Here is a 22838-nt window from a genome sequence, read left to right as displayed (position 1 = left end):
ATTACTTGGCCTCCGCTTCAAAGTTGATTTCCTGGCCGGGCTTCAGGCAAACGTACGCCTTCTTCACGTCCTTGCGGCGGCCCATCGAACGGCCAAAGCGCTTTTGCTTGCCCTTCTGAACCAGCACGTTGACGGAATCAACTTCAACCTTGAACAGCAGCTCGACAGCTGCCTTCACTTCCTGCTTCGTGGCATCCGGTGCGACTTCGAACACGACTTGCTCGTTCTTGTCGGCAACCAGCGTCGCCTTTTCCGAGATCACCGGTGCGAGCAGGACCTGCATCAAACGATGATCGTTCTTGCGAATCTCGCTCATGACAGCAACTCCTCGATCTGGGCGACCGCAGCCTTCGTGACCAGCACTTTCTTGAAGTAGATCAGCGACAGCGGGTCAGCGTAGCGCGGCTCGACAATCGCCACGTGCGGCAGGTTGCGCGATGCCAGGTACAGGTTCTCGTCAACCGTGTCGGTGATGATCAGCACGGAATCGAGACCCATGGTCTTGAATTTTTCGGCCAGCAGCTTGGTCTTCGGCGCTTCGAGGATGATGTCCTCGACGACCGACAGACGGCCTTCACGGGCCAGCTGCGAGAAGATCGAGCAGAGACCTGCGCGATGCATCTTCTTGTTGACCTTGTGCGAGAAGTTTTCTTCCGGCGAATTCGGGAAGATACGACCACCGCCACGCCACAGCGGGCTCGACGACATACCGGCACGAGCACGGCCCGTACCCTTCTGGCGCCACGGCTTCTTGGTCGTGTGCTTGACCTGCTCGCGGTCCTTCTGCGCGCGGTTACCCTGGCGAGCATTCGCCTGGTAAGCGACGACGACCTGGTGGATCAGCGCTTCGTTGTAGTCACGACCGAACACGACGTCCGATGCGTTGACCACTGCACCTTCCTGACCATTTTCGTTCAGGAGCTTGAGTTCCATTATTTCGCCCCCTTGGTCTTGACGGCCGGCGTCACAAAAACCTTGCCGCCCTTCGCGCCCGGAATCGCGCCCTTCACGAGCAGCAGCTTGCGCTCTGCGTCGATACGAGCGATTTCGAGGTTTTGCACCGTCACCGTCACGTCACCCATGTGACCCGTCATGCGTTTACCCGGGAACACGCGACCCGGATCCTGCGCCATACCGATCGAGCCCGGCACGTTGTGCGAGCGCGAGTTACCGTGCGTAGCACGGCCGGAGGAGAAGTTGTAACGCTTGATCGTACCGGCGTAGCCCTTACCGATCGACACGCCTTGCACGTCGACTTTCTGGCCCACTTCGAAAAGATCTGCACCGACCACGGCGCCATTCGACAGCTCGGCTGCCTTGGCCGCGTCAATGCGGAATTCCTTGAGGATTTCACCGGCTTCGACACCGGCTTTGGCGAGATGACCTGCCAGCGGCTTCGTCACGCGCGATGCGCGGCGGGAGCCGAATGCAACCTGCACGGCCGTGTAGCCGTCGGTTTCAACAGTCTTGATCTGCGTCACGCGGTTGTCCGACACGTCCAGCACGGTGACGGGAATCGAATCCCCTTCCGCCGTGAAGATACGGGTCATGCCAACCTTGCGACCTACGAGTCCAAGGCTCATCATTTTCTCCATTCCCGACTGCGATTGGTCGGGGCTGATTTACAAAATGCCGGGCACGCAAGGCCCAACTTTTTTACGCGAATACGCGAAAAGCCAAGCAGTATAGCCCGATTCTTCGTTTTCCGCAAGCAATCAAAGACTTAGCGCCGCCCGGCGAGCCGTTTGGCGCTGGAAGCCTTACTGCAGCTTGATTTCCACGTCGACGCCAGCCGGCAGATCGAGCTTCATCAGCGCGTCAACCGTCTTGTCGGTCGGATCGACGATGTCCATCAGGCGCTGGTGGGTACGGATTTCGAGCTGATCGCGCGACGTCTTGTTGACGTGCGGCGAACGCAGGATGTCAAAACGCTGAATGCGCGTCGGCAGCGGCACCGGGCCACGGACGATTGCGCCAGTCCGCTTCGCGGTATCGACGATCTCGGCAGCCGATTGATCGATCAGACGATAGTCGAATGCCTTCAGACGAATGCGGATTTTCTGTTGCTGCATGACGATTCCTTGAAAAGAGCGAGGCGATGTTGCATCGCCGGACACTAAAAGAACGCGAAACCATGACGCCTGCGGAGAGCGAGACACCCGGTTCCGAACGGTACTTCCACTGCTAAGCCCGCGATTCTACACGAAATTGTCGAGCGGTGGTGCAGGTTTATTGCTCCACGCAACGGAGGCCCCGGAAAAACAAAACCGGGTGCCAGCGCAAGCTGGACACCCGGTTTCGACGGTACAACTGCATACCGCGGAATCGCGGATCCCGAGGGATCCGCGGATCGTCGATATTACTCGATGATCTTGGCGACGACGCCGGCGCCGACGGTACGGCCACCTTCGCGGATTGCGAAGCGCAGACCTTCTTCCATCGCGATCGGAGCGATCAGCTTCACCGTGATCGACACGTTGTCGCCCGGCATCACCATTTCCTTGTCCTTCGGCAGCTCGATCGAGCCCGTCACGTCCGTCGTACGGAAGTAGAACTGCGGACGGTAGTTGTTGAAGAACGGCGTGTGACGGCCGCCTTCGTCCTTGCTCAGCACGTACACTTCAGCCGTGAAGTGCGTGTGCGGCGTGATCGAACCCGGCTTCGCCAGAACCTGGCCACGCTCCACGTCTTCACGCTTCGTGCCGCGCAGCAGGATACCAACGTTGTCGCCTGCTTGACCTTGGTCCAGCAGCTTGCGGAACATTTCAACGCCCGTGCAGGTCGTCTTCACCGTCGGCTTGATACCGACGATTTCGATTTCTTCGCCAACCTTCACGATGCCGCGCTCGACACGACCCGTCACCACCGTACCACGGCCCGAGATCGAGAACACGTCTTCCACCGGCATCAGGAACGCGCCGTCAACTGCACGCTCCGGCGTCGGGATGTACGTGTCCAGCGCGTCGGCCAGGCTCATGATCGCCACTTCGCCCAGCTCGCCCGTGTCGCCTTCCAGCGCCAGCTTCGCCGAACCCTTCACGATCGGCGTGTCGTCGCCCGGGAAGTCGTACTTCGACAGGAGTTCGCGAACTTCCATCTCGACCAGCTCGAGCAGTTCGGCGTCGTCCACCATGTCGCACTTGTTCAGGAACACGATGATGTACGGAACGCCAACCTGACGCGCCAGCAGGATGTGCTCACGCGTTTGCGGCATCGGGCCGTCTGCTGCCGAGCAAACCAGGATCGCGCCGTCCATCTGCGCCGCGCCCGTGATCATGTTCTTCACATAGTCAGCGTGGCCCGGGCAGTCGACGTGTGCGTAGTGGCGGTTAGCCGTTTCGTACTCGACGTGTGCCGTGTTGATCGTGATGCCGCGCGCCTTTTCTTCCGGTGCCGCGTCGATCTGGTCGTATGCCTTCGCTTCGCCGCCGAACTTCTTCGTCAGAACCGTCGTGATCGCTGCCGTCAGCGTCGTCTTGCCATGGTCAACGTGACCAATCGTACCAACGTTCACGTGCGGCTTGGTCCGCTCGAATTTACCTTTTGCCATGATTCTCTTCTTTCAAAAATAATCGATTGTGATAGCGAATTACTTCGACTTAGCGCTGATGATCGCTTCTGCAACGTTCTTCGGAGCTTCAGCGTAGTGCTTGAACTCCATCGTGTACGTTGCGCGACCCTGCGTCAGCGAACGCAGCGACGTGGAATAGCCGAACATTTCCGACAGCGGCACTTCGGCGCGCACGATCTTGCCGCCGCCAACCATGTCGTCCATGCCCTGGATAATGCCGCGACGACCCGACAGGTCGCCCATCACGTTACCCATGAAGTCTTCCGGCGTTTCCACTTCCACAGCCATCATCGGCTCGAGCAGCACCGGATCCGCGCGGCGCATTGCTTCCTTGAACGCCATCGAACCGGCCATGCGGAACGCATTTTCGTTCGAGTCAACGTCGTGGTACGAACCGAACGTCAGCGTGACCTTCACATCGACGACCGGGAAGCCTGCCAGCACGCCGCTCTTCAGCGTTTCCTGGATACCCTTGTCAACCGACGGGATGTATTCACGCGGAATCACGCCGCCCTTGATCGCGTCGATGAACTCGTAGCCCTTGCCCAGTTCGCTGCGCTCGAGCGTGATGACCGCATGGCCATACTGACCACGGCCGCCCGACTGCTTGACGAACTTGCCTTCGACGTCCGCAGCCGACTTGCGGATGGTTTCGCGGTACGCAACCTGCGGCTTGCCGACGGTCGCTTCCACGCCGAATTCACGCTTCATCCGGTCGACGAGAATTTCGAGGTGGAGCTCGCCCATGCCCGAAATGATCGTTTGACCCGATTCTTCGTCGGTCTGCACGCGGAACGACGGATCTTCCTGAGCCAGACGGTTGAGCGCCAGGCCCATCTTTTCCTGGTCAGCCTTGGTCTTCGGCTCGACTGCCTGCGAAATCACCGGCTCCGGGAAAATCATGCGTTCGAGCACGATCGGGTGAGCCGGATCGCACAGCGTGTCGCCCGTGGTCGCTTCTTTCAGGCCGACCGCAGCAGCGATGTCGCCTGCGCGAACTTCCTTGATTTCTTCGCGCTGGTTCGCGTGCATCTGCAGAATACGGCCGAGACGTTCCTTCTTGTCCTTGGTCGCATTGAGCAGCGTGTCGCCCGAATTGACGACGCCCGAGTAGACGCGGAAGAAGATCAGCTGGCCGACGAACGGGTCGGTCATGATCTTGAACGCGAGTGCCGCGAACTTCTCGTCGTCGGCAGCACGGCGCTCGGTCTTCTCGCCATTTTCGAGTTCACCCGTAACCGGCGGAATGTCGACCGGCGACGGCAGGAAATCGATCACGGCGTCGAGCATACGCTGCACGCCCTTGTTCTTGAACGCGGTACCGCACAGCATCGGCTGGATTTCGCACGCGATCGTACGGTCACGCAGCCCCTTCACGACCTCGGCTTCGCTCAGCTCGCCTGCTTCCAGGTACTTGTTCATCAGGTCTTCGCTCGACTCTGCAGCCGCTTCGACCATCTTTTCGCGCCACTCGTTGCACGTGTCGACGAGTTCCGCCGGGATGTCAACGTAGTCGAACTTGGTACCTTGCGATGCCTCGTCCCAAATGATCGCCTTCATCTTGATCAGGTCGACGACGCCCTTGAAGCCTTCTTCTGCGCCGATCGGCACCACGACCGGAACCGGGTTCGCCTTCAGGCGCAGACGGAGCTGGTCATAGACCTTGAAGAAGTTCGCGCCGGTACGGTCCATCTTGTTGACGAACGCGAGACGCGGCACCTTGTACTTGTTCGCCTGGCGCCACACCGTTTCCGACTGCGGCTGCACGCCGCCCACTGCGCAGTACACCATGCACGCGCCGTCGAGCACGCGCATCGAACGCTCCACTTCGATCGTGAAGTCGACGTGACCCGGGGTGTCGATGATGTTGATGCGGTGTTCCGGATAGTTGCCGCCCATGCCCTTCCAGAAGGCCGTGGTAGCAGCGGACGTGATCGTGATGCCACGCTCCTGTTCCTGCTCCATCCAGTCCATCGTTGCTGCGCCGTCGTGGACTTCACCGATCTTGTGGTTCACACCGGTGTAAAACAGAATGCGCTCGGTCGTCGTCGTTTTGCCGGCGTCGATGTGAGCGCTAATACCGATATTGCGGTAGCGCTCGATAGGAGTCTTGCGAGCCACTTTGATCCTCTACTGGGATGACGCGACGCAGCCCTGCTGCATCACGCTTCAACACAAACGGGCGAGGCGCCTGAAAAGCGCACCCGCCCGGAATTTATTTCCGCTAACAGCCCAGCCAGGCGCTTAGAAACGGAAATGCGAGAACGCGCGGTTGGCTTCTGCCATGCGGTGAACTTCGTCGCGCTTCTTCATCGCGCCGCCACGGCCTTCGGCCGCTTCGGAGAGTTCACCTGCCAGGCGCAGAGCCATCGACTTCTCGCTGCGCTTCTTCGCAGCCTCACGCAGCCAGCGCATCGCCAATGCCATACGACGCGACGGGCGCACTTCGACCGGAACTTGATAGTTGGCACCACCAACGCGGCGGCTCTTCACTTCGACCACCGGCTTGACGTTGTTGAGCGCAACCGTGAACACTTCCAGCGGGTCCTTGCCACCCTTGGTCTGGATCTGTTCGAATGCGCCATAAACGATGCGTTCTGCGACCGACTTCTTGCCGGACAGCATCAGCATGTTCATGAACTTGGCTACATCAACGTTGCCGAACTTCGGATCCGGCAACACTTCCCGCTTGGGGACTTCGCGACGACGCGGCATGATTCTTCCTTTACTTGTTCAGTTGGAGCTGTATCCAGCCCCGCGGCCACCAACAAACCCGATCACATCTTCACGACTAACCAGCTTGGCCGGGTGACCACTTACTCGACAGCACCGGCAATCCGGCACCACCGCCTTGACCGCCCTGCGGCGATCCCTGATCAAAAACTGCTTACTTGGCAGCCTTTGCACGCTTCGCGCCGTACTTCGAACGCGCTTGCTTACGGTCTTTGACGCCCTGGGTATCCAGCGAGCCGCGAACCATGTGGTAACGCACACCCGGCAAGTCCTTCACACGGCCGCCGCGGATCAGCACAACCGAGTGTTCCTGCAGGTTGTGGCCTTCACCACCGATGTACGAAATCACTTCGAAGCCGTTCGTCAGACGAACCTTGGCAACCTTACGGAGTGCCGAGTTAGGCTTCTTCGGCGTCGTCGTGTACACACGGGTGCACACGCCGCGACGCTGGGGGCAGTCCTGCAGGGCCGGGCTCTTGCTCTTCGTCGTTTCCGACTGACGGCCTTTGCGAACCAGTTGGTTGATGGTTGGCATTGTTTATTCCTGAAATTGAACAAAATCTGCACACCGATTTCGGGCAAAGCGAGAATCGGCGCACAGTTGACTTCCGAACCGGCGAAACGGGCGCGACCTTTCGAACGCGACTCGGCCCTCCGAATACCGGAACCCAGCATCATATTCCGGAAATGCCAACTAAGTCAACGGCTTGCGTGATTCGCCGGCCGGCGGGGTGGTTTACCGGAAGGGTCGGAACACCTGTGTCAGGCCGACTCGACGACGTCGATGATCTCGTCGCCGAAGCGCTCGAGCTTGCGCACGCCCATGCCGGGGATATGGCGCAGGTCGTCGATCGACTCCGGCGCGTTGCGCGCGATTTCAGCAAGCGTCGCGTCGTGGAAGATCACGTAGGCCGGCACCCCGTCCGTTTTCGCGGTTTCCGCACGCCACGCGCGCAGTGCATCCCACCGTGCGCGCTCGCGCGCGCCCATGCCGGCCGTCGGATCGACACGCGTGCCGCTGCGGCTCGACGACTGGCGCGTGCGCTGCGGCTTCACATAGCGGCGCAGCGTGACCTTCTCCTCGTTCTTCAGCACCGGTTTTGCCGCCTCGGTCAGCACGAGCGCGCCGAAACCGCCGTGATCGACGGTCAGGTAGCCGTACGCGACGAGTTGCCGGAAAATCGCACGCCACTCGGGCTCGGACAGCGACGCGCCGATCCCGAACGTCGTGAGCTGGTCATGGCCGCGCTGCAGCACCTTCTCGGTGCGCCCGCCGCGCAGGATCTCGATCAAATGGCTGGAACCGAAATTGAAGCCGCTCGCGCGCTGCGCACGGAATACGCACGACAGCGCCATCTGCGCCTCGCGCGTCGCGTCCCACGAATCGGGCGGCTCGATGCACGTATCGCAGTTGCCGCACGGCTGGCTCGCCTCGCCGAAGTAGTTCAGCAACCGCACGCGACGGCACGAGATCGTCTCGCACAGCCCCAGCAGCGCGTCGAGCTTCGACGTCTGGACGCGCTTGTGCGCATCGTCCGCATCGGACTCGTCGATCATCTTGCGCTGCTGGACGACGTCGCCGAGGCCATACGCCATCCACGCATTCGCGGGCATCCCGTCGCGGCCCGCGCGCCCGGTTTCCTGGTAATAGCCTTCGACGCTCTTCGGCAGATCCAGGTGGGCGACGAAGCGCACGTCCGGCTTGTCGATCCCCATGCCGAACGCGATCGTCGCGCACATCACGATGCCTTCCTCGCGCTGGAACATCTCCTGGTGCTTCTGCCGCACCTCGAACTCCATGCCCGCGTGATAAGGCAGCGCGCGCACGCCCTGCGCCTTCAGCCACTCGGCCGTTTCCTCGACCTTGCGGCGCGACAGGCAATAGACGACGCCAGCGTCCGTCGTGCCGTCCGCATTCGTGTGTTCGGCCCGGATGAAATCGAGCAACTGCGAACGCGCGTTGTCCTTCTCGACGATCCGGTAGCGGATGTTCGGGCGGTCGAAGCTCGACACGAATACGCGCGCATCGTCGAGCGCGAGACGATGGATGATCTCGTCGCGCGTGATCGCATCGGCCGTGGCGGTCAACGCGATGCGCGGCACCGACGGGAAGCGCTCGTGCAACACCGACAACTGGATGTATTCCGGGCGGAAATCGTGCCCCCATTGCGACACGCAGTGCGCTTCGTCGATCGCGAACAGGCCGATCTTCGCGCGCTCCAGCAGATCGAGGAAGCGCCCCGTCATCAGCCGTTCTGGCGCGACATACAGCAGATCGATTTCGCCTTCGCGCAACGCACGCTCGGTGGCGGCAGCTTCGGCGCCCGACAGCGTCGAATTCAGGTACGCCGCACGCACACCGACTTCGCGCAGCGCGGCGACCTGGTCCTGCATCAGCGCGATCAGCGGCGACACGACGATGCCGGCGCCCTGCCCGGTCTCGCGGCGCAGCAGCGCCGGGATCTGATAGCACAGCGACTTGCCGCCGCCGGTGGGCATCAGCACGAGGCAATCGCCGCCGCCAGCGACGTGTTCGACGATCTCGCCCTGCTGGCCGCGAAATGCGGAATAACCAAAAACTTCGTCGAGAATTTCGAGGGCGCGGGACATGAATGAGAGCGAGGACGGCAGAACGATGACCGCAAGTTTAACAACCCGCTCGCGCAACGCGTGGCGAATCGTGCAATGTTGGCCAATCGGACAGGGTTCGTTCGCGCGCATGACGGGCCTGCAGCGGCCGCGCCGCAAGCAATCGCGGGGCATGCCGCGGCGCCCGCAGCCATGCGACGCATCACTCGCAGGCAGCCGGTGCCGGTGATACGCAAGCGCGTCATGCGCGTGAACGGATAAAAAAAACCGCCCGGCAGAACCGGGCGGTCTCGATGACAGCGATGACAGCAAGGCAAGGCGGCTTGCGCCGCCCGCGCCTTACTCGGCTGCCGGATGCTGTTGCGGCTCTTCCGCGGCAGGCGCGCTCGGCGTGCCGAAGTCGAATGCCTCTTCCGCAGCGATCTGGTCGAAACGCTCGCGATCCGACGATTCCTTCGCCTTGCGTGCCTTGTGGAACGCGAGACCCGTACCGGCCGGAATCAGACGGCCGACGATCACGTTTTCCTTCAGACCGCGCAGATCGTCGCGCTTGCCCATGATCGCCGCTTCGGTCAGCACGCGGGTCGTTTCCTGGAACGATGCCGCCGAGATGAACGAGTCGGTCGACAGCGACGCCTTCGTGATACCGAGCAGCACGTTGTCGTACGAAGCCGGACGCTTGTCTTCGGCGATCATGCGATCGTTTTCGTCAAGCATGTCGGAACGTTCGACCTGTTCGCCCGGGATGAAGCGCGTATCGCCGTTGTCGGTGATCTGCACACGACGCAGCATCTGGCGAACGATCACCTCGATGTGCTTGTCGTTGATCTTCACGCCCTGCAGACGATACACGTCCTGCACTTCGTCGACGATGTAGCGCGACAGCGCCTCGATACCCTGCAGACGCAGGATGTCGTGCGGATCGGCCGGACCGTCCACGATCATTTCGCCCTTGTTGACGACCTGAGCATCGTGGACCAGAACCTGCTTTTCCTTCGCGATCAGGAACTCGTGCTGGTTGCCCTCGAGATCCGTGATGACGAGACGCTGCTTGCCCTTCGTGTCCTTACCGAACGACGTCGTACCGGTGACTTCCGCGAGAATGCCGGCATCCTTCGGCGAACGCGCTTCGAACAGTTCCGCCACCCGCGGCAGACCGCCGGTAATGTCACGCGTCTTCTGCGCTTCGGTCGGGATACGTGCGAGCACTTCACCGACCTGCACCTGCTGGCCATCCTTCACGGTGATCAGTGCGCCGACCTGGAAGCCGATCTGCACCGCGTGCTCCGTGCCCGGGATCTTCACTTCGTCGCCGTTCGCGTCGAGCAGTTTCACCTGCGGACGCACGCTCTTCGAAGCTTGCGAACCACGACGCTTCACGTCGATCACGACCAGCGTCGACAGGCCGGTCACGTCGTCGATCTGCTTCGCGACGGTCACGCCTTCCTCGACGTTCTCGAACTTCACCGTACCACCGTACTCGGTGATGATCGGACGCGTCAGCGGATCCCACGTGGCGAGCTGCGTGCCTGCCTTGATGGTCGCGCCGTCGAGCTGCAGCAGCGTCGCGCCGTACGGCACTTTGTGACGCTCGCGCTCGCGACCGAAGTCGTCGGTGATCATCGCTTCGCCCGAACGGGAAATGACGATCTGCTCGCCCTTCGCGTTCGTGACGTAGCGCATCGTCGCCGTGAAGCGGACGATACCGTTGCTCTTCGCTTCCACCGACGAAGCCACTGCCGCACGCGATGCCGCACCACCGATGTGGAACGTACGCATCGTCAGCTGCGTGCCCGGTTCACCGATCGACTGTGCCGCGATCACGCCGACTGCTTCGCCGACGTTCACGAGCGAGCCGCGGCCGAGGTCGCGGCCATAGCAGGCCGCGCACAGGCCGTAACGCGTTTCGCAGGTCAGCGGCGTGCGCACGCGCACTTCGTCGATGCCGAGGCGTTCGATTTCCTCGACCGCCGTTTCGTCGAGCAGCGTGCCCGATTCGTACAGCGTTTCCTGCGTTTCCGGGTTCACGACGTCCGCCACCGCGACGCGGCCGAGGATACGGTCGCGCAGTGCTTCGACGACTTCACCGCCTTCGACCAGCGCCTTCATCGCGACGCCGTTCGACGTGCCGCAATCGTCTTCCACCACGACCAGATCCTGCGTGACGTCGACGAGACGACGCGTCAGGTAACCCGAGTTCGCGGTCTTCAGTGCCGTATCAGCCAGACCCTTACGTGCACCGTGGGTCGAGATGAAGTACTGCAACACGTTCAGACCTTCGCGGAAGTTCGCGGTAATCGGCGTCTCGATAATCGAGCCGTCCGGCTTCGCCATCAGGCCACGCATACCGGCCAGCTGACGAATCTGCACCGCCGAACCCCGGGCGCCCGAGTCGGCCATCATGTAGATCGAGTTGAACGACTCCTGGCGCGTCTCGTTGCCGTCGCGGTCCGTCACCGGCTCCGTCGACAGCTGCTCCATCATCGCCTTGCCGACCGCTTCCGACGTCGCCGACCAGATGTCGACCACGTTGTTGTAGCGTTCCTGCGCGGTGACGAGACCCGACATGTACTGGCGGTCGTACTCCTTCACCTTCTTCGCGGCGTCGCCGACGATCGTTTCCTTCTGCGGCGGCACGAGCATGTCGTCCACGCAGATCGAAATGCCGGCGCGCGTCGCGAGACGGAAACCCGACTGCATCAGCTGGTCGGCGAACACCACCGTCGCGCGCAGACCGCACTTGCGGAATGCCGTGTTGATCAGGCGCGAGATTTCCTTCTTCTTCAGCGGCTTGTTCAGCACCGAGAACGGCAGGCCGTGCGGCAGGATCTCCGACAGGATCGCGCGACCGACGGTCGTCGCGTACAGCGAGATCTTCGGCACGAACGGCGGTGCGCCTTCCGACGTGTCTTCGTTGTGGACCATTTCGGTGATCCGCACGTTGACGCGCGATGCCAGCTCGACTTCCTTGTTCTCGTACGCGCGGATCACTTCCGACACGCCCGTGAACGACAGGCCTTCGCCCTTGCCGTTGATCGCTTCGCGGGTCGCGTAGTACAGACCCAGCACGATATCCTGCGACGGCACGATCGACGGATCGCCGTTGGCCGGGAACAGCACGTTGTTCGACGCGAGCATCAGCGTGCGCGCTTCCATCTGCGCTTCGAGCGACAGCGGCACGTGAACGGCCATCTGGTCACCGTCGAAGTCGGCGTTGAACGCCGCGCAGACGAGCGGGTGCAGCTGGATTGCCTTGCCTTCGATCAGCACCGGCTCGAACGCCTGGATACCGAGACGGTGCAGCGTCGGCGCACGGTTCAGCATCACCGGGTGCTCGCGGATCACCTCTTCGAGGATGTCCCACACCACCGGCGTCTGGTTCTCGACTTCCTTCTTCGCAGCCTTGATGGTCGTCGCGACGCCCATCACTTCCAGCTTGTTGAAGATGAACGGCTTGAACAGCTCGAGCGCCATCAGCTTCGGCAGACCGCACTGGTGCAGCTTCAGCGTCGGGCCGACCACGATGACCGAACGGCCCGAGTAGTCGACGCGCTTGCCCAGCAGGTTCTGACGGAAACGACCGCCCTTACCCTTGATCATGTCGGCGAGCGACTTCAGCGGACGCTTGTTGGCGCCCGTCATCGCCTTGCCGCGACGACCGTTGTCGAGCAGCGAGTCGACGGCTTCCTGCAGCATCCGCTTTTCGTTGCGGACGATGATTTCAGGCACCTTCAGCTCGAGCAGACGCTTCAACCGGTTGTTACGGTTGATCACGCGGCGATACAGGTCGTTCAGGTCCGACGTCGCGAAACGGCCGCCGTCCAGCGGCACGAGCGGGCGCAGTTCCGGCGGCAGCACCGGCAGCACTTCGAGGATCATCCACTCGGGCTTGATGCCCGAGCGCTGGAATGCCTCGAGGACCTTCAGGCGCTTCGCGTACTTCTTGATCTTCGCTTCCGAGCCGGTGTTCTTCAGCTCGGTGCGCAGCGTCTCGACCTGCTCGTCGATGTTGATCGCGCGCAGCAGTTCACGCACGCCTTCCGCGCCCATCTCGGCACGGAATTCGTCGCCGTATTCCTCGACCTTGTTGTAGTAATCCTCTTCGGTCATGATCTGCCGCGCCTTCAGCGGCGTCATGCCCGGTTCGATCACCACATAGGCTTCGAAGTACAGCACGCGTTCGATGTCGCGCAGCGTCATGTCGAGCACCATGCCCAGACGCGACGGCAGCGACTTCAGGAACCAGATGTGCGCGACCGGCGAGGCCAGTTCGATGTGGCCCATCCGTTCACGACGCACCTTCGCCAGCGTCACTTCGACGCCGCACTTCTCGCAGATCACGCCGCGGTGCTTCAGGCGCTTGTACTTGCCGCACAGGCACTCGTAGTCCTTGATCGGCCCGAAGATCTTCGCGCAGAAGAGACCATCGCGTTCCGGCTTGAACGTACGGTAGTTGATGGTCTCCGGCTTCTTCACTTCGCCGAACGACCACGAACGGATCTTGTCAGGCGAAGCCAGACCGATCTTGATCGCGTCGAAAACTTCTTCCTGTTGGACTTGCTTGAATAGATCGAGCAGAGCTTTCATTGCTTTCTCTCCGTAGTCCGATTAATTGCGGTCGAGATCGATATCGATACCGAGCGAGCGGATTTCCTTCACGAGCACGTTGAAGGATTCCGGCATGCCTGCATCGATGACGTGATCACCCTTGACCAGGTTCTCATAGACCTTGGTCCGGCCGTTCACGTCGTCCGACTTCACCGTCAGCATTTCCTGCAGCACGTAGGACGCGCCGTACGCTTCGAGTGCCCACACTTCCATTTCACCGAAACGCTGGCCACCGAACTGCGCCTTACCACCCAGCGGCTGCTGCGTGACGAGCGAGTACGGGCCGGTCGAACGCGCGTGCATCTTGTCGTCGACCAAGTGGTGCAGCTTCAGGTAGTGCATGTAGCCAAGCGTCACGCGACGTTCGAACATTTCACCCGTGCGGCCGTCGTACAGACGGACCTGGTTCTTCGACGGGTTCATGCCGAGCTGTTCGGCGATGTCGTCCGGGAACGCGAGGTCGAGCATCTTGCCCATTTCTTCCTCGGTCGCACCGTCGAACACCGGCGTTGCGAACGGCACGCCTTCGCGCAGGTTCTTCGCGAGTTCGAGGATCTCGTCGTCGGTGAAGCTTTCCAGATCTTCCTGGCGGCCCGAGTCGTTGTAGATCTTCGTCAGGAACACGCGCATTTCCTCGATCTTCGCCTGACGCTGCAGCATTTCGCCGATACGCCAGCCGAGGCCCTTCGCGGCCCAGCCGAGGTGCACTTCCAGAACCTGACCCACGTTCATCCGCGACGGCACGCCGAGCGGGTTCAGCACGACGTCTGCCGGACGGCCATCGGCCATGTACGGCATGTCTTCGATCGGGACGATCTTCGACACGACACCCTTGTTACCGTGACGGCCTGCCATCTTGTCGCCAGGCTGCAGACGGCGCTTGACCGCGAGGTACACCTTGACCATCTTCAGCACGCCCGGCGGCAGTTCGTCGCCTTGCGTGAGCTTCTTGCGCTTCTCTTCGAACGCGAGGTCGAACTGGTGACGCTTCTCTTCGATCGAGTTCTTGATCGCTTCGAGCTGCGCCGCTGCTTCGTCGTCCGCAAGGCGGATGTCGAACCAGTGGTAGTGGTCGAGGTCTTCCAGGTAAGCCTGGTCGATCTTCGTGCCCTTGGCGAGCTTCTTCGGACCGCCGTTCGCGACCTTGCCCACGAGCATGCGTGCGAGACGCTGGAACGCGTCGCCTTCCACGATGCGCAGCTGGTCGTTCAGGTCGAGACGGTAGCGCTTCAGTTCGTCGTCGATGATCTGTTGCGCACGCTTGTCGCGCTGGATGCCTTCACGCGTGAAGACCTGGACGTCGATCACGGTACCGCTCATGCCCGACGGCACGCGCAGCGACGTGTCCTTCACGTCCGACGCCTTCTCGCCGAAGATCGCGCGCAGCAGCTTCTCTTCCGGCGTCAGCTGGGTCTCGCCCTTCGGCGTGACCTTGCCGACCAGCACGTCGCCTGCTTCGACTTCAGCACCGATGTACACGATGCCCGATTCGTCGAGACGGCCGAGCTGGACTTCCGCCAGGTTCGAGATGTCGCGCGTGATTTCTTCCGGCCCGAGCTTCGTGTCGCGTGCAACGACGTTCAGCTCTTCGATGTGGATCGACGTGTAGCGATCGTCGGCCACGACCTTCTCCGAGATCAGGATCGAATCCTCGAAGTTGTAGCCGTTCCACGGCATGAACGCGATCAGCATGTTCTGGCCGAGCGCGAGCTCGCCCAGGTCCGTCGAGGCGCCGTCGGCCAGCACGTCGCCGCGCGAGACCTTGTCGCCCATCTTCACGATCGGACGCTGGTTGATGTTCGTGTTCTGGTTCGAACGCGTGTACTTGATCAGGTTGTAGATGTCGACACCGACTTCACCTGCGACCGCTTCGTCGTCGTTCACGCGAATCACGATACGGCCTGCGTCGACGTAATCGACGACACCGCCGCGGAACGCCTGAACCGTCGTGCCCGAGTCGACCGCGCAGGTACGCTCGATGCCCGTACCGACGACCGGCTTTTCCGGACGCAGACACGGCACGGCCTGACGCTGCATGTTCGAACCCATCAGTGCACGGTTCGCGTCATCGTGCTCGAGGAACGGAATCAGCGAGGCTGCGACCGACACGATCTGCGACGGCGCCACGTCCATGTACTGGATACGGTCCGGCGTGACCATCATCGTTTCGCCGGCTTCACGCGACGACACGAGTTCGTCGATCAGCGTGCCGTTCTCGTCGATCGCGGCGTTCGCCTGCGCGATCATGTAGCGGCCTTCCTCGATCGCCGACAGGTAATCGATCTGGTCGGTCACCTTGCTGTCCACGACCTTGCGGTACGGCGTCTCGAGGAAGCCGTATTCGTTCAGGTGCGCATACAGTGCGAGCGAGTTGATCAGGCCGATGTTCGGACCTTCCGGCGTTTCGATCGGGCACACGCGACCATAGTGGGTCGGGTGCACGTCGCGGACTTCAAAGCCTGCGCGCTCGCGCGTCAGACCGCCCGGGCCCAGTGCGGAAACACGGCGCTTGTGCGTGATTTCCGACAGCGGGTTGGTCTGGTCCATGAACTGCGACAGCTGCGACGAACCGAAGAACTCGCGGATCGCCGACGAAATCGGCTTCGAGTTGATCAGGTCGTGCGGCATCAGGTTTTCGCTTTCGGCCTGGCCGAGGCGTTCCTTGACCGCGCGTTCGACACGCACGAGACCCGCGCGGAACTGGTTTTCCGCCAGTTCGCCGACGCAACGCACGCGACGGTTGCCGAGGTGGTCGATGTCGTCCACTTCGCCCTTGCCGTTGCGCAGCTCGACGAGAATCTTGATCGTCGCGAGGATGTCGTCGTCCTGCAGCGTCATCGGGCCGGTGATCTCGTCACGGCTGACGCGGCGGTTGAACTTCATACGGCCGACCTTCGACAGGTCGTACGCTTCTTCGCTGTAGAACAGACGATTGAACAGTGCCTCGACCGCTTCTTCGGTCGGCGGCTCGCCCGGACGCATCATGCGGTAGATCGCGATGCGCGCGGCGGTGCGGTCGGTCGTTTCGTCGACACGCAGCGTCGACGAGATGTACGGGCCCTGGTCCAGATCGTTCGTGTAGAGCGTCTGGATGTCCTTGATGCCCGCTTCGCGCAGCTTCTCGAGCACGCTTTCCGTGACTTCGTCGTTCGCGCTCGCGATCACTTCGCCGGTATCGCCGTCGACGACGTTCTTCGCCAGCACGCGGCCGAGCAGATAGTCTTCCGGCACCGAGATGAACTTGGTCTTTGCGGCTTCGAGGTCGCGAATGTGCTTCGCGTTGATCCGCTTGTCCTTCTGGACGATGACCTTGCCATCACGATCCGTGATGTCGAAACGCGCGACTTCACCACGCAGACGCTCGGGCACGAACTCGAGTTGCGCGCCTTCGTCCATCAGCGTGAAGTTGTCGAACACGAAGAAGTTCGCGAGGATCTGTTCCGGCGTGAGGCCGATGGCCTTCAGCAGGATCGTGACCGGCATCTTGCGGCGACGGTCGACGCGGAAGTACAGGATGTCCTTCGGATCGAATTCGAAGTCGAGCCACGAGCCGCGGTACGGAATGATCCGTGCCGAAAACAGCAGCTTGCCCGAGCTGTGCGTCTTGCCCTTGTCGTGTTCGAAGAACACGCCCGGCGAACGGTGCAGCTGCGAGACGATGACACGCTCGGTGCCGTTGATGACGAACGAGCCCGTCGGCGTCATGAGCGGAATTTCGCCCATGTACACTTCCTGCTCCTTCACTTCCTTGACGACCGGCTTGTTCGGCGATTCCTTGTCGAGGATGACGAGGCGGACCTTCGCGCGCAGCGCGGAGCAGTACGTCAGGCCACGCTGCTGGCATTCCTTGATGTTGAATGCCGGCGCGGACAACGCATAGCTCACGAACTCGAGGCGCGCGAAACCGTTGTGCGAAACAATGGGAAATACCGATGTGAAGGCGGCCTGCAAACCTTCAGGCTTGCGTTGCGTCGCCAGTACATCGGCTTGCAGAAACGTGCTGAATGATTCAAGCTGGGTAGCCAGCAAGAAAGGAACTTGGTGAACGATGGGGCGCTTCGCGAAACTCTTGCGAATGCGCTTCTTCTCGGTGAAGGAATATTGCATACGATCTCCGAATCACGGCGGGTGCTATCGAGGCGGAATACCTGGACGTTTCAAACCCGAGTGTTCACCGACTGAGACCCGATGGCCGTCCAACGGCTTGAACGAGCCGAGAAGCTTGGTGGTTGGCCGCTACCAACCGCTGGCTGACGGCAGCGGATGCCTGTGTTGCCCGCTACCCGACCAAACTTGCCTTCTGCAGTCGCTTCAGAAGACAAAGAAAAACGCCAATCGTGATCAATGACAACGATTAGACGATTTTCTTTGGCTTCTGGGACCGATTATTCGGGCTCCCGAATGAGTGCCAGAATAACGTTCCCACAAAGCACAAAAAGGCCGGCGGTGAAAATACCGCCAGCCTTCGCACAGCGCGTCGAAACTTACTTGATTTCGACCTTCGCGCCTGCTTCTTCCAGCTTCTTCTTGGCTTCGTCAGCAGCAGCCTTGTCGACACCTTCCTTGACAGGCTTCGGTGCACCGTCAACCAGGTCCTTCGCTTCCTTCAGGCCCAGGCCCGTCAGTTCGCGAACGGCCTTGATCACGCTGACCTTGTTGCTGCCGGTTTCAGCCAGAACGACCGTGAATTCGGTCTTCTCTTCAACAGCAGCAGCAGCGCCGCCGCCTGCCGGGCCAGCGACTGCCACTGCAGCTGCCGACACGCCAAACTTCTCTTCGAACGCCTTGACCAGTTCGTTCAGTTCCAGGACGCTCATCCCTTCGACTGCGGCCAGGATGTCTTCTTTTGCGATTGCCATTTGAAATACTCCTAAATTGAATTCGGATACAGCCAGCGATCAATGACGCTGATGCACGCTCGATTACGCAGCTTCCGCTTGCTTCTTCTCGGCCAGCGCGGCGAGAGCGCGCGCGAAGCCCGAAACAGGCGCTTGCATAACGAACAGCAGCTTCGAGAGCAGTTCTTCGCGGCTCGGGATGCTTGCCAGCGCTTGCACGCCAGCCTTGTCCATCACCTTGCCATCGAACGAACCAGCCTTGATGACCAACTTGTCATTGCTCTTGCTGAAGTCGTTGACGACCTTAGCAGCAGCAATTGCATCTTCCGAGATGCCGTAGATCAACGGGCCAGTCATCTGCTCTGCCAGCGGAGCAAACGGCGTACCTTCAACAGCGCGACGCGCCAGCGTGTTCTTCAACACGCGCAGGTAAACCTGTTGCTCACGCGCTTTCGCGCGCAGCTTGGTCAGATCGCCAACCGCAATTCCACGATACTCAGCCAGCACAACGGTCTGGGCCTTCGCGACTTGCGCGGAAACCTCAGCGACGACGGCTTGCTTGTCTTCTCTATTAAGCGGCACGGTTAGCCTCCAGAAACGATACGTTCGGCACGAAACCTCACGTACCTCGTTCAACAACGGCGTCCGACCTCGTTAGGAGTATTTCCACCTCACGCCGCGAATCGCTTCACGGCCTGCGGCTTCACCACTGCAAAACTTTTTCGGGTTCGCCATCTGCGTTGGCTTGAATTAAGGGATCACCTGACTGCTGCGCCCCACCAACGGTCTTTGATAACCGGTTGCCCGCCTTGCTGCACGAACAACCGCCCAAAGCCCATGAGGGCCGCTTCGCGAGCGAAGCGGCCCGAATACTTGCTTACTGTGCTGCCAGCGTAGCCTGGTCGACACGCACGCCGACGCCCATCGTGCTCGACAGTGCGATCTTGCGCAGGTACACGCCCTTGCTCGTTGCCGGCTTCGCCTTCTGCAGCGCTTCGATCAGCGCCGACAGGTTCGAACGCAGCGCGGTCGGCTCGAACGATGCACGGCCGATGGTCGCGTGGATGATACCGGCCTTGTCGACACGGAATTGCACCTGACCCGCCTTCGCGTTCTTGACGGCGGTTGCGACGTCCGGCGTGACCGTACCGACCTTCGGGTTCGGCATCAGGCCGCGCGGGCCGAGGATCTGACCCAGCGTACCGACGATACGCATCGTGTCCGGCGAAGCGATCACGATGTCGAAGTCCATCTGGCCAGCCTTGATCTGCTCAGCCAGGTCTTCCATACCGACGATTTCTGCGCCTGCTGCACGAGCTTGCTCAGCCTTTTCACCTTGCGCGAACACAGCAACGCGAACCGACTTGCCCGTACCTGCCGGCAGAACGACCGAACCACGAACGACCTGGTCCGACTTCTTTGCATCAATGCCGAGCTGGACTGCGACGTCGATCGACTCGTCGAACTTCGCGCTCGCGCATTCCTTCACGAGGCTCAGTGCGTCTTCGATCGCGTACAGCTTCTGGCGATCAACCTTGGCGGCAAATGCCTGACGGCGCTTGGAGATCTTAGCCATTTACACACCCTCCACGGTGATGCCCATCGAGCGTGCGCTACCAGCGATGGTGCGAACGGCTGCGTCCAGATCAGCTGCCGTAAGGTCAGGCATCTTGGTCTTCGCGATTTCTTCGGCTTGAGCGCGCGTGATCGAACCGACCTTGTCGGTGTGCGGCTTGCTCGAGCCCTTGTCCACCTTCGCCGCCTTCTTGATCAGGACGGTCGCCGGCGGCGTCTTCATCACGAACGTGAAGCTCTTGTCAGCGAATGCCGTGATGACCACCGGCACCGGCAGACCCGGCTCCATGCCTTGAGTCTGCGCGTTGAACGCCTTGCAGAACTCCATGATGTTCAGGCCGCGCTGGCCCAGTGCCGGACCGACCGGCGGCGACGGGTTGGCTTTACCTGCAGGAATCTGCAGCTTGATAAAGCCGACAATCTTCTTTGCCATTTGAAAACCTCGTTGGAACGCCAAGCGGCGTTCGGTGAGTGATAACGCGCTTTCGCCGCTGGCTACTGACGCTCCTCAACGGCCATGACGCGGGCCGTAAGCGCGAAGGTGGGCAGCCGAGGCTGCCCACCGAATCGGGATCAAACTTTTTCGACCTGGCCGAACTCGAGCTCGACCGGGGTTGAGCGGCCAAAGATGGTGACCGACACACGCACGCGCGATTTCTCGTAGTTGACCTCTTCGACGGTGCCATTGAAGTCCGTGAACGGGCCTTCCTTGACACGCACCATCTCGCCAACTTCGAACAGGGTCTTCGGGCGCGGCTTTTCGACGCCTTCCTGCATCTGCGACATGATCTTTTCGACTTCCTTCGGGGAAATCGGGGTCGGGCGGTTACGCGCACCGCCAACGAAACCTGTAACCTTCGCAGTGTTCTTCACGAGGTGCCACGTTTCGTCCGTCATTTCCATTTCCACCAGCACGTAGCCGGGGAAGAAACGACGCTCGGTCACAGCCTTGTGACCGCCTTTGACTTCGACCACTTCTTCGGTCGGAACCAGGATCTGACCGAATTTGTCCTGCATGCCAGCACGTTCGATGCGCTCCTGAAGCGCACGTTGCACGCTCTTCTCCATACCGGAGTAGGCGTGCACGACGTACCAACGTTTTCCGCTCGGGGATGCCGGAGTATCGCTCATATCATTTCCAACCCAGAATCGCCGAGAAAATTACCCACTCGATCGATTTGTCACTCAACCAGAGGAAAATCGCCATCACGAGCACGAAACCGAACACGACGAGTGTTGTTTGCGTTGCTTCCTTGCGGGTGGGCCAAACGACCTTCCGGACTTCTTTGTACGAATCCTTGGCAAAGGCGATGAGGCTCTTGCCAGGTGCGGACATCAGCCCGACGGCCACGCCAGCGATGATACCTACCGCCAACGCGGCACCGCGGACATACCACTGCTGATTGGCCAGCCAGAAGAAGCCCACGAATCCGGCCAACACCAGCAATACGCCCAGGGCCAGCATCAGCTTATCGCCGGAGGTATTTACAGTTTCGACGGATGGATTCGCCATAACACCTTAAAACAAATGCCACGTAGAACACGTGGCTATTTTTTGGCAGGGGCAGAGGGAATCGAACCCCCAACCTTCGGTTTTGGAGACCGACGCTCTGCCAGTTGAGCTATACCCCTAAACCATGTTGGGGCCGGCTGTTGCCAGCCCCAAAACTGTCGATCAACGAATAACTGGCTTACTCGATGATCTTGGCGACGACGCCGGCGCCGACGGTACGGCCACCTTCGCGGATTGCGAAGCGCAGACCTTCTTCCATCGCGATCGGAGCGATCAGCTTCACCGTGATCGACACGTTGTCGCCCGGCATCACCATTTCCTTGTCCTTCGGCAGCTCGATCGAGCCCGTCACGTCCGTCGTACGGAAGTAGAACTGCGGACGGTAGTTGTTGAAGAACGGCGTGTGACGGCCGCCTTCGTCCTTGCTCAGCACGTACACTTCAGCCGTGAAGTGCGTGTGCGGCGTGATCGAACCCGGCTTCGCCAGAACCTGGCCACGCTCCACGTCTTCACGCTTCGTGCCGCGCAGCAGGATACCAACGTTGTCGCCTGCTTGACCTTGGTCCAGCAGCTTGCGGAACATTTCAACGCCCGTGCAGGTCGTCTTCACCGTCGGCTTGATACCGACGATTTCGATTTCTTCGCCGACCTTCACGATGCCGCGCTCGACACGACCCGTCACCACCGTACCGCGGCCCGAGATCGAGAACACGTCTTCCACCGGCATCAGGAACGCGCCGTCAACTGCACGCTCCGGCGTCGGGATGTACGTGTCCAGCGCGTCGGCCAGGCTCATGATCGCCACTTCGCCCAGCTCGCCCGTGTCGCCTTCCAGCGCCAGCTTCGCCGAACCCTTCACGATCGGCGTGTCGTCGCCCGGGAAGTCGTACTTCGACAGGAGTTCGCGAACTTCCATCTCGACCAGCTCGAGCAGTTCGGCGTCGTCCACCATGTCGCACTTGTTCAGGAACACGATGATGTACGGAACGCCAACCTGACGCGCCAGCAGGATGTGCTCACGCGTTTGCGGCATCGGGCCGTCTGCTGCCGAGCAAACCAGGATCGCGCCGTCCATCTGCGCTGCGCCCGTGATCATGTTCTTCACATAGTCAGCGTGGCCCGGGCAGTCGACGTGTGCGTAGTGGCGGTTAGCCGTTTCGTACTCGACGTGTGCCGTGTTGATCGTGATGCCGCGCGCCTTTTCTTCCGGTGCCGCGTCGATCTGGTCGTACGCCTTCGCTTCGCCGCCGAACTTCTTCGTCAGAACCGTCGTGATCGCTGCCGTCAGCGTCGTCTTGCCATGGTCAACGTGACCAATCGTACCAACGTTCACGTGCGGCTTGGTCCGCTCGAATTTACCCTTGGCCATTTTCGACTCCCAAAAGGAATTTCACAGGTTGCGCCGCGCGCA

General features: G+C 61.0%; 18 protein-coding genes and 1 tRNA gene. All 19 read right to left on the bottom strand.

Annotated features, from left to right (window positions below):
- Window position 1: 1 nt before the first annotated feature.
- The 19 genes from rplW to tuf (BBJ41_RS11385) all read right to left on the bottom strand — a co-directional run bounded on the left by rplW (window position 2) and on the right by tuf (BBJ41_RS11385) (window position 22796).
- Window positions 2–316 carry a 50S ribosomal protein L23 gene (gene rplW, locus BBJ41_RS11475; RefSeq protein WP_004199275.1) on the bottom strand — a complete coding sequence of 105 codons (315 nt, stop codon included), beginning with the start codon at window positions 314–316 and terminating at the stop codon, window positions 2–4.
- A complete protein-coding gene (gene rplD, locus BBJ41_RS11470; protein ID WP_011350675.1) occupies window positions 313–933 on the bottom strand; it encodes a 50S ribosomal protein L4 in 621 nt (206 codons plus the stop codon). The genes rplW and rplD overlap by 4 nt, the downstream gene beginning before the upstream one ends.
- The gene (gene rplC / locus BBJ41_RS11465; protein ID WP_006482922.1) at window positions 933–1583 is read right to left on the bottom strand and encodes a 50S ribosomal protein L3; all 651 of its coding nucleotides are present in this window, start codon (window positions 1581–1583) and stop codon (window positions 933–935) included. Before rplC ends, rplD begins: the two co-directional genes overlap by 1 nt.
- 177 nt (window positions 1584–1760) lie before the next feature.
- Window positions 1761–2072, bottom strand: a complete 312-nt coding sequence (gene rpsJ, locus BBJ41_RS11460) for a 30S ribosomal protein S10 (RefSeq protein ID WP_004199280.1) — start codon at window positions 2070–2072, stop codon at window positions 1761–1763.
- A gap of 287 nt (window positions 2073–2359) precedes the next feature.
- Complete coding sequence (gene tuf, locus BBJ41_RS11455; RefSeq protein ID WP_011350666.1) at window positions 2360–3550, bottom strand: elongation factor Tu; 1191 nt, start codon at window positions 3548–3550, stop codon at window positions 2360–2362.
- Window positions 3551–3589: 39 nt separating this feature from the next.
- On the bottom strand, window positions 3590–5692 hold the full coding sequence (gene fusA, locus BBJ41_RS11450) for an elongation factor G (protein WP_069746517.1): 2103 nt from the start codon (window positions 5690–5692) through the stop codon (window positions 3590–3592).
- Between the two features lie 123 nt (window positions 5693–5815).
- Window positions 5816–6286 carry a 30S ribosomal protein S7 gene (rpsG, locus tag BBJ41_RS11445; protein WP_006477195.1) on the bottom strand — a complete coding sequence of 157 codons (471 nt, stop codon included), beginning with the start codon at window positions 6284–6286 and terminating at the stop codon, window positions 5816–5818.
- 172 nt (window positions 6287–6458) lie between these two features.
- Complete coding sequence (gene rpsL / locus BBJ41_RS11440; protein ID WP_006400662.1) at window positions 6459–6839, bottom strand: 30S ribosomal protein S12; 381 nt, start codon at window positions 6837–6839, stop codon at window positions 6459–6461.
- A 227-nt stretch (window positions 6840–7066) separates the two neighbouring features.
- A complete protein-coding gene (gene recQ, locus BBJ41_RS11435; RefSeq protein WP_069746516.1) occupies window positions 7067–8914 on the bottom strand; it encodes a DNA helicase RecQ in 1848 nt (615 codons plus the stop codon).
- Window positions 8915–9232: 318 nt separating this feature from the next.
- The gene (gene rpoC, locus BBJ41_RS11430; RefSeq protein WP_069746515.1) at window positions 9233–13480 is read right to left on the bottom strand and encodes a DNA-directed RNA polymerase subunit beta'; all 4248 of its coding nucleotides are present in this window, start codon (window positions 13478–13480) and stop codon (window positions 9233–9235) included.
- A 21-nt stretch (window positions 13481–13501) separates the two neighbouring features.
- Entirely contained in the window at window positions 13502–17608 is a 4107-nt protein-coding gene (gene rpoB, locus BBJ41_RS11425; protein WP_069746514.1) for a DNA-directed RNA polymerase subunit beta, read from the bottom strand.
- 377 nt (window positions 17609–17985) lie between these two features.
- Window positions 17986–18360: a 50S ribosomal protein L7/L12 gene (gene rplL, locus BBJ41_RS11420; protein WP_069746513.1), complete on the bottom strand. Its 375-nt coding sequence runs from the start codon at window positions 18358–18360 to the stop codon at window positions 17986–17988.
- Between the two features lie 63 nt (window positions 18361–18423).
- Window positions 18424–18921: a 50S ribosomal protein L10 gene (gene rplJ / locus BBJ41_RS11415; RefSeq protein WP_040143029.1), complete on the bottom strand. Its 498-nt coding sequence runs from the start codon at window positions 18919–18921 to the stop codon at window positions 18424–18426.
- A 295-nt stretch (window positions 18922–19216) separates the two neighbouring features.
- Window positions 19217–19915: a 50S ribosomal protein L1 gene (rplA, locus tag BBJ41_RS11410; RefSeq protein ID WP_006482906.1), complete on the bottom strand. Its 699-nt coding sequence runs from the start codon at window positions 19913–19915 to the stop codon at window positions 19217–19219.
- Window positions 19916–20347, bottom strand: a complete 432-nt coding sequence (rplK, locus tag BBJ41_RS11405; RefSeq protein WP_006753591.1) for a 50S ribosomal protein L11 — start codon at window positions 20345–20347, stop codon at window positions 19916–19918.
- A 140-nt stretch (window positions 20348–20487) separates the two neighbouring features.
- Complete coding sequence (nusG, locus tag BBJ41_RS11400; RefSeq protein ID WP_006400672.1) at window positions 20488–21045, bottom strand: transcription termination/antitermination protein NusG; 558 nt, start codon at window positions 21043–21045, stop codon at window positions 20488–20490.
- A 1-nt stretch (window position 21046) separates the two neighbouring features.
- Window positions 21047–21427: a preprotein translocase subunit SecE gene (gene secE / locus BBJ41_RS11395; protein ID WP_006482892.1), complete on the bottom strand. Its 381-nt coding sequence runs from the start codon at window positions 21425–21427 to the stop codon at window positions 21047–21049.
- Between the two features lie 43 nt (window positions 21428–21470).
- Window positions 21471–21546, bottom strand: a tRNA-Trp gene (locus BBJ41_RS11390).
- A 59-nt stretch (window positions 21547–21605) separates the two neighbouring features.
- Complete coding sequence (gene tuf / locus BBJ41_RS11385; RefSeq protein ID WP_011350666.1) at window positions 21606–22796, bottom strand: elongation factor Tu; 1191 nt, start codon at window positions 22794–22796, stop codon at window positions 21606–21608.
- Between the last annotated feature and the right edge of the window lie 42 nt (window positions 22797–22838).

It is taken from the genome of Burkholderia stabilis (genome assembly GCF_001742165.1).
Lineage (GTDB): Bacteria > Pseudomonadota > Gammaproteobacteria > Burkholderiales > Burkholderiaceae > Burkholderia > Burkholderia stabilis.
The sequence above is the reverse complement of the archived record's forward strand: the minus strand, read 5'-3'. Positions and strand labels throughout refer to the sequence as shown.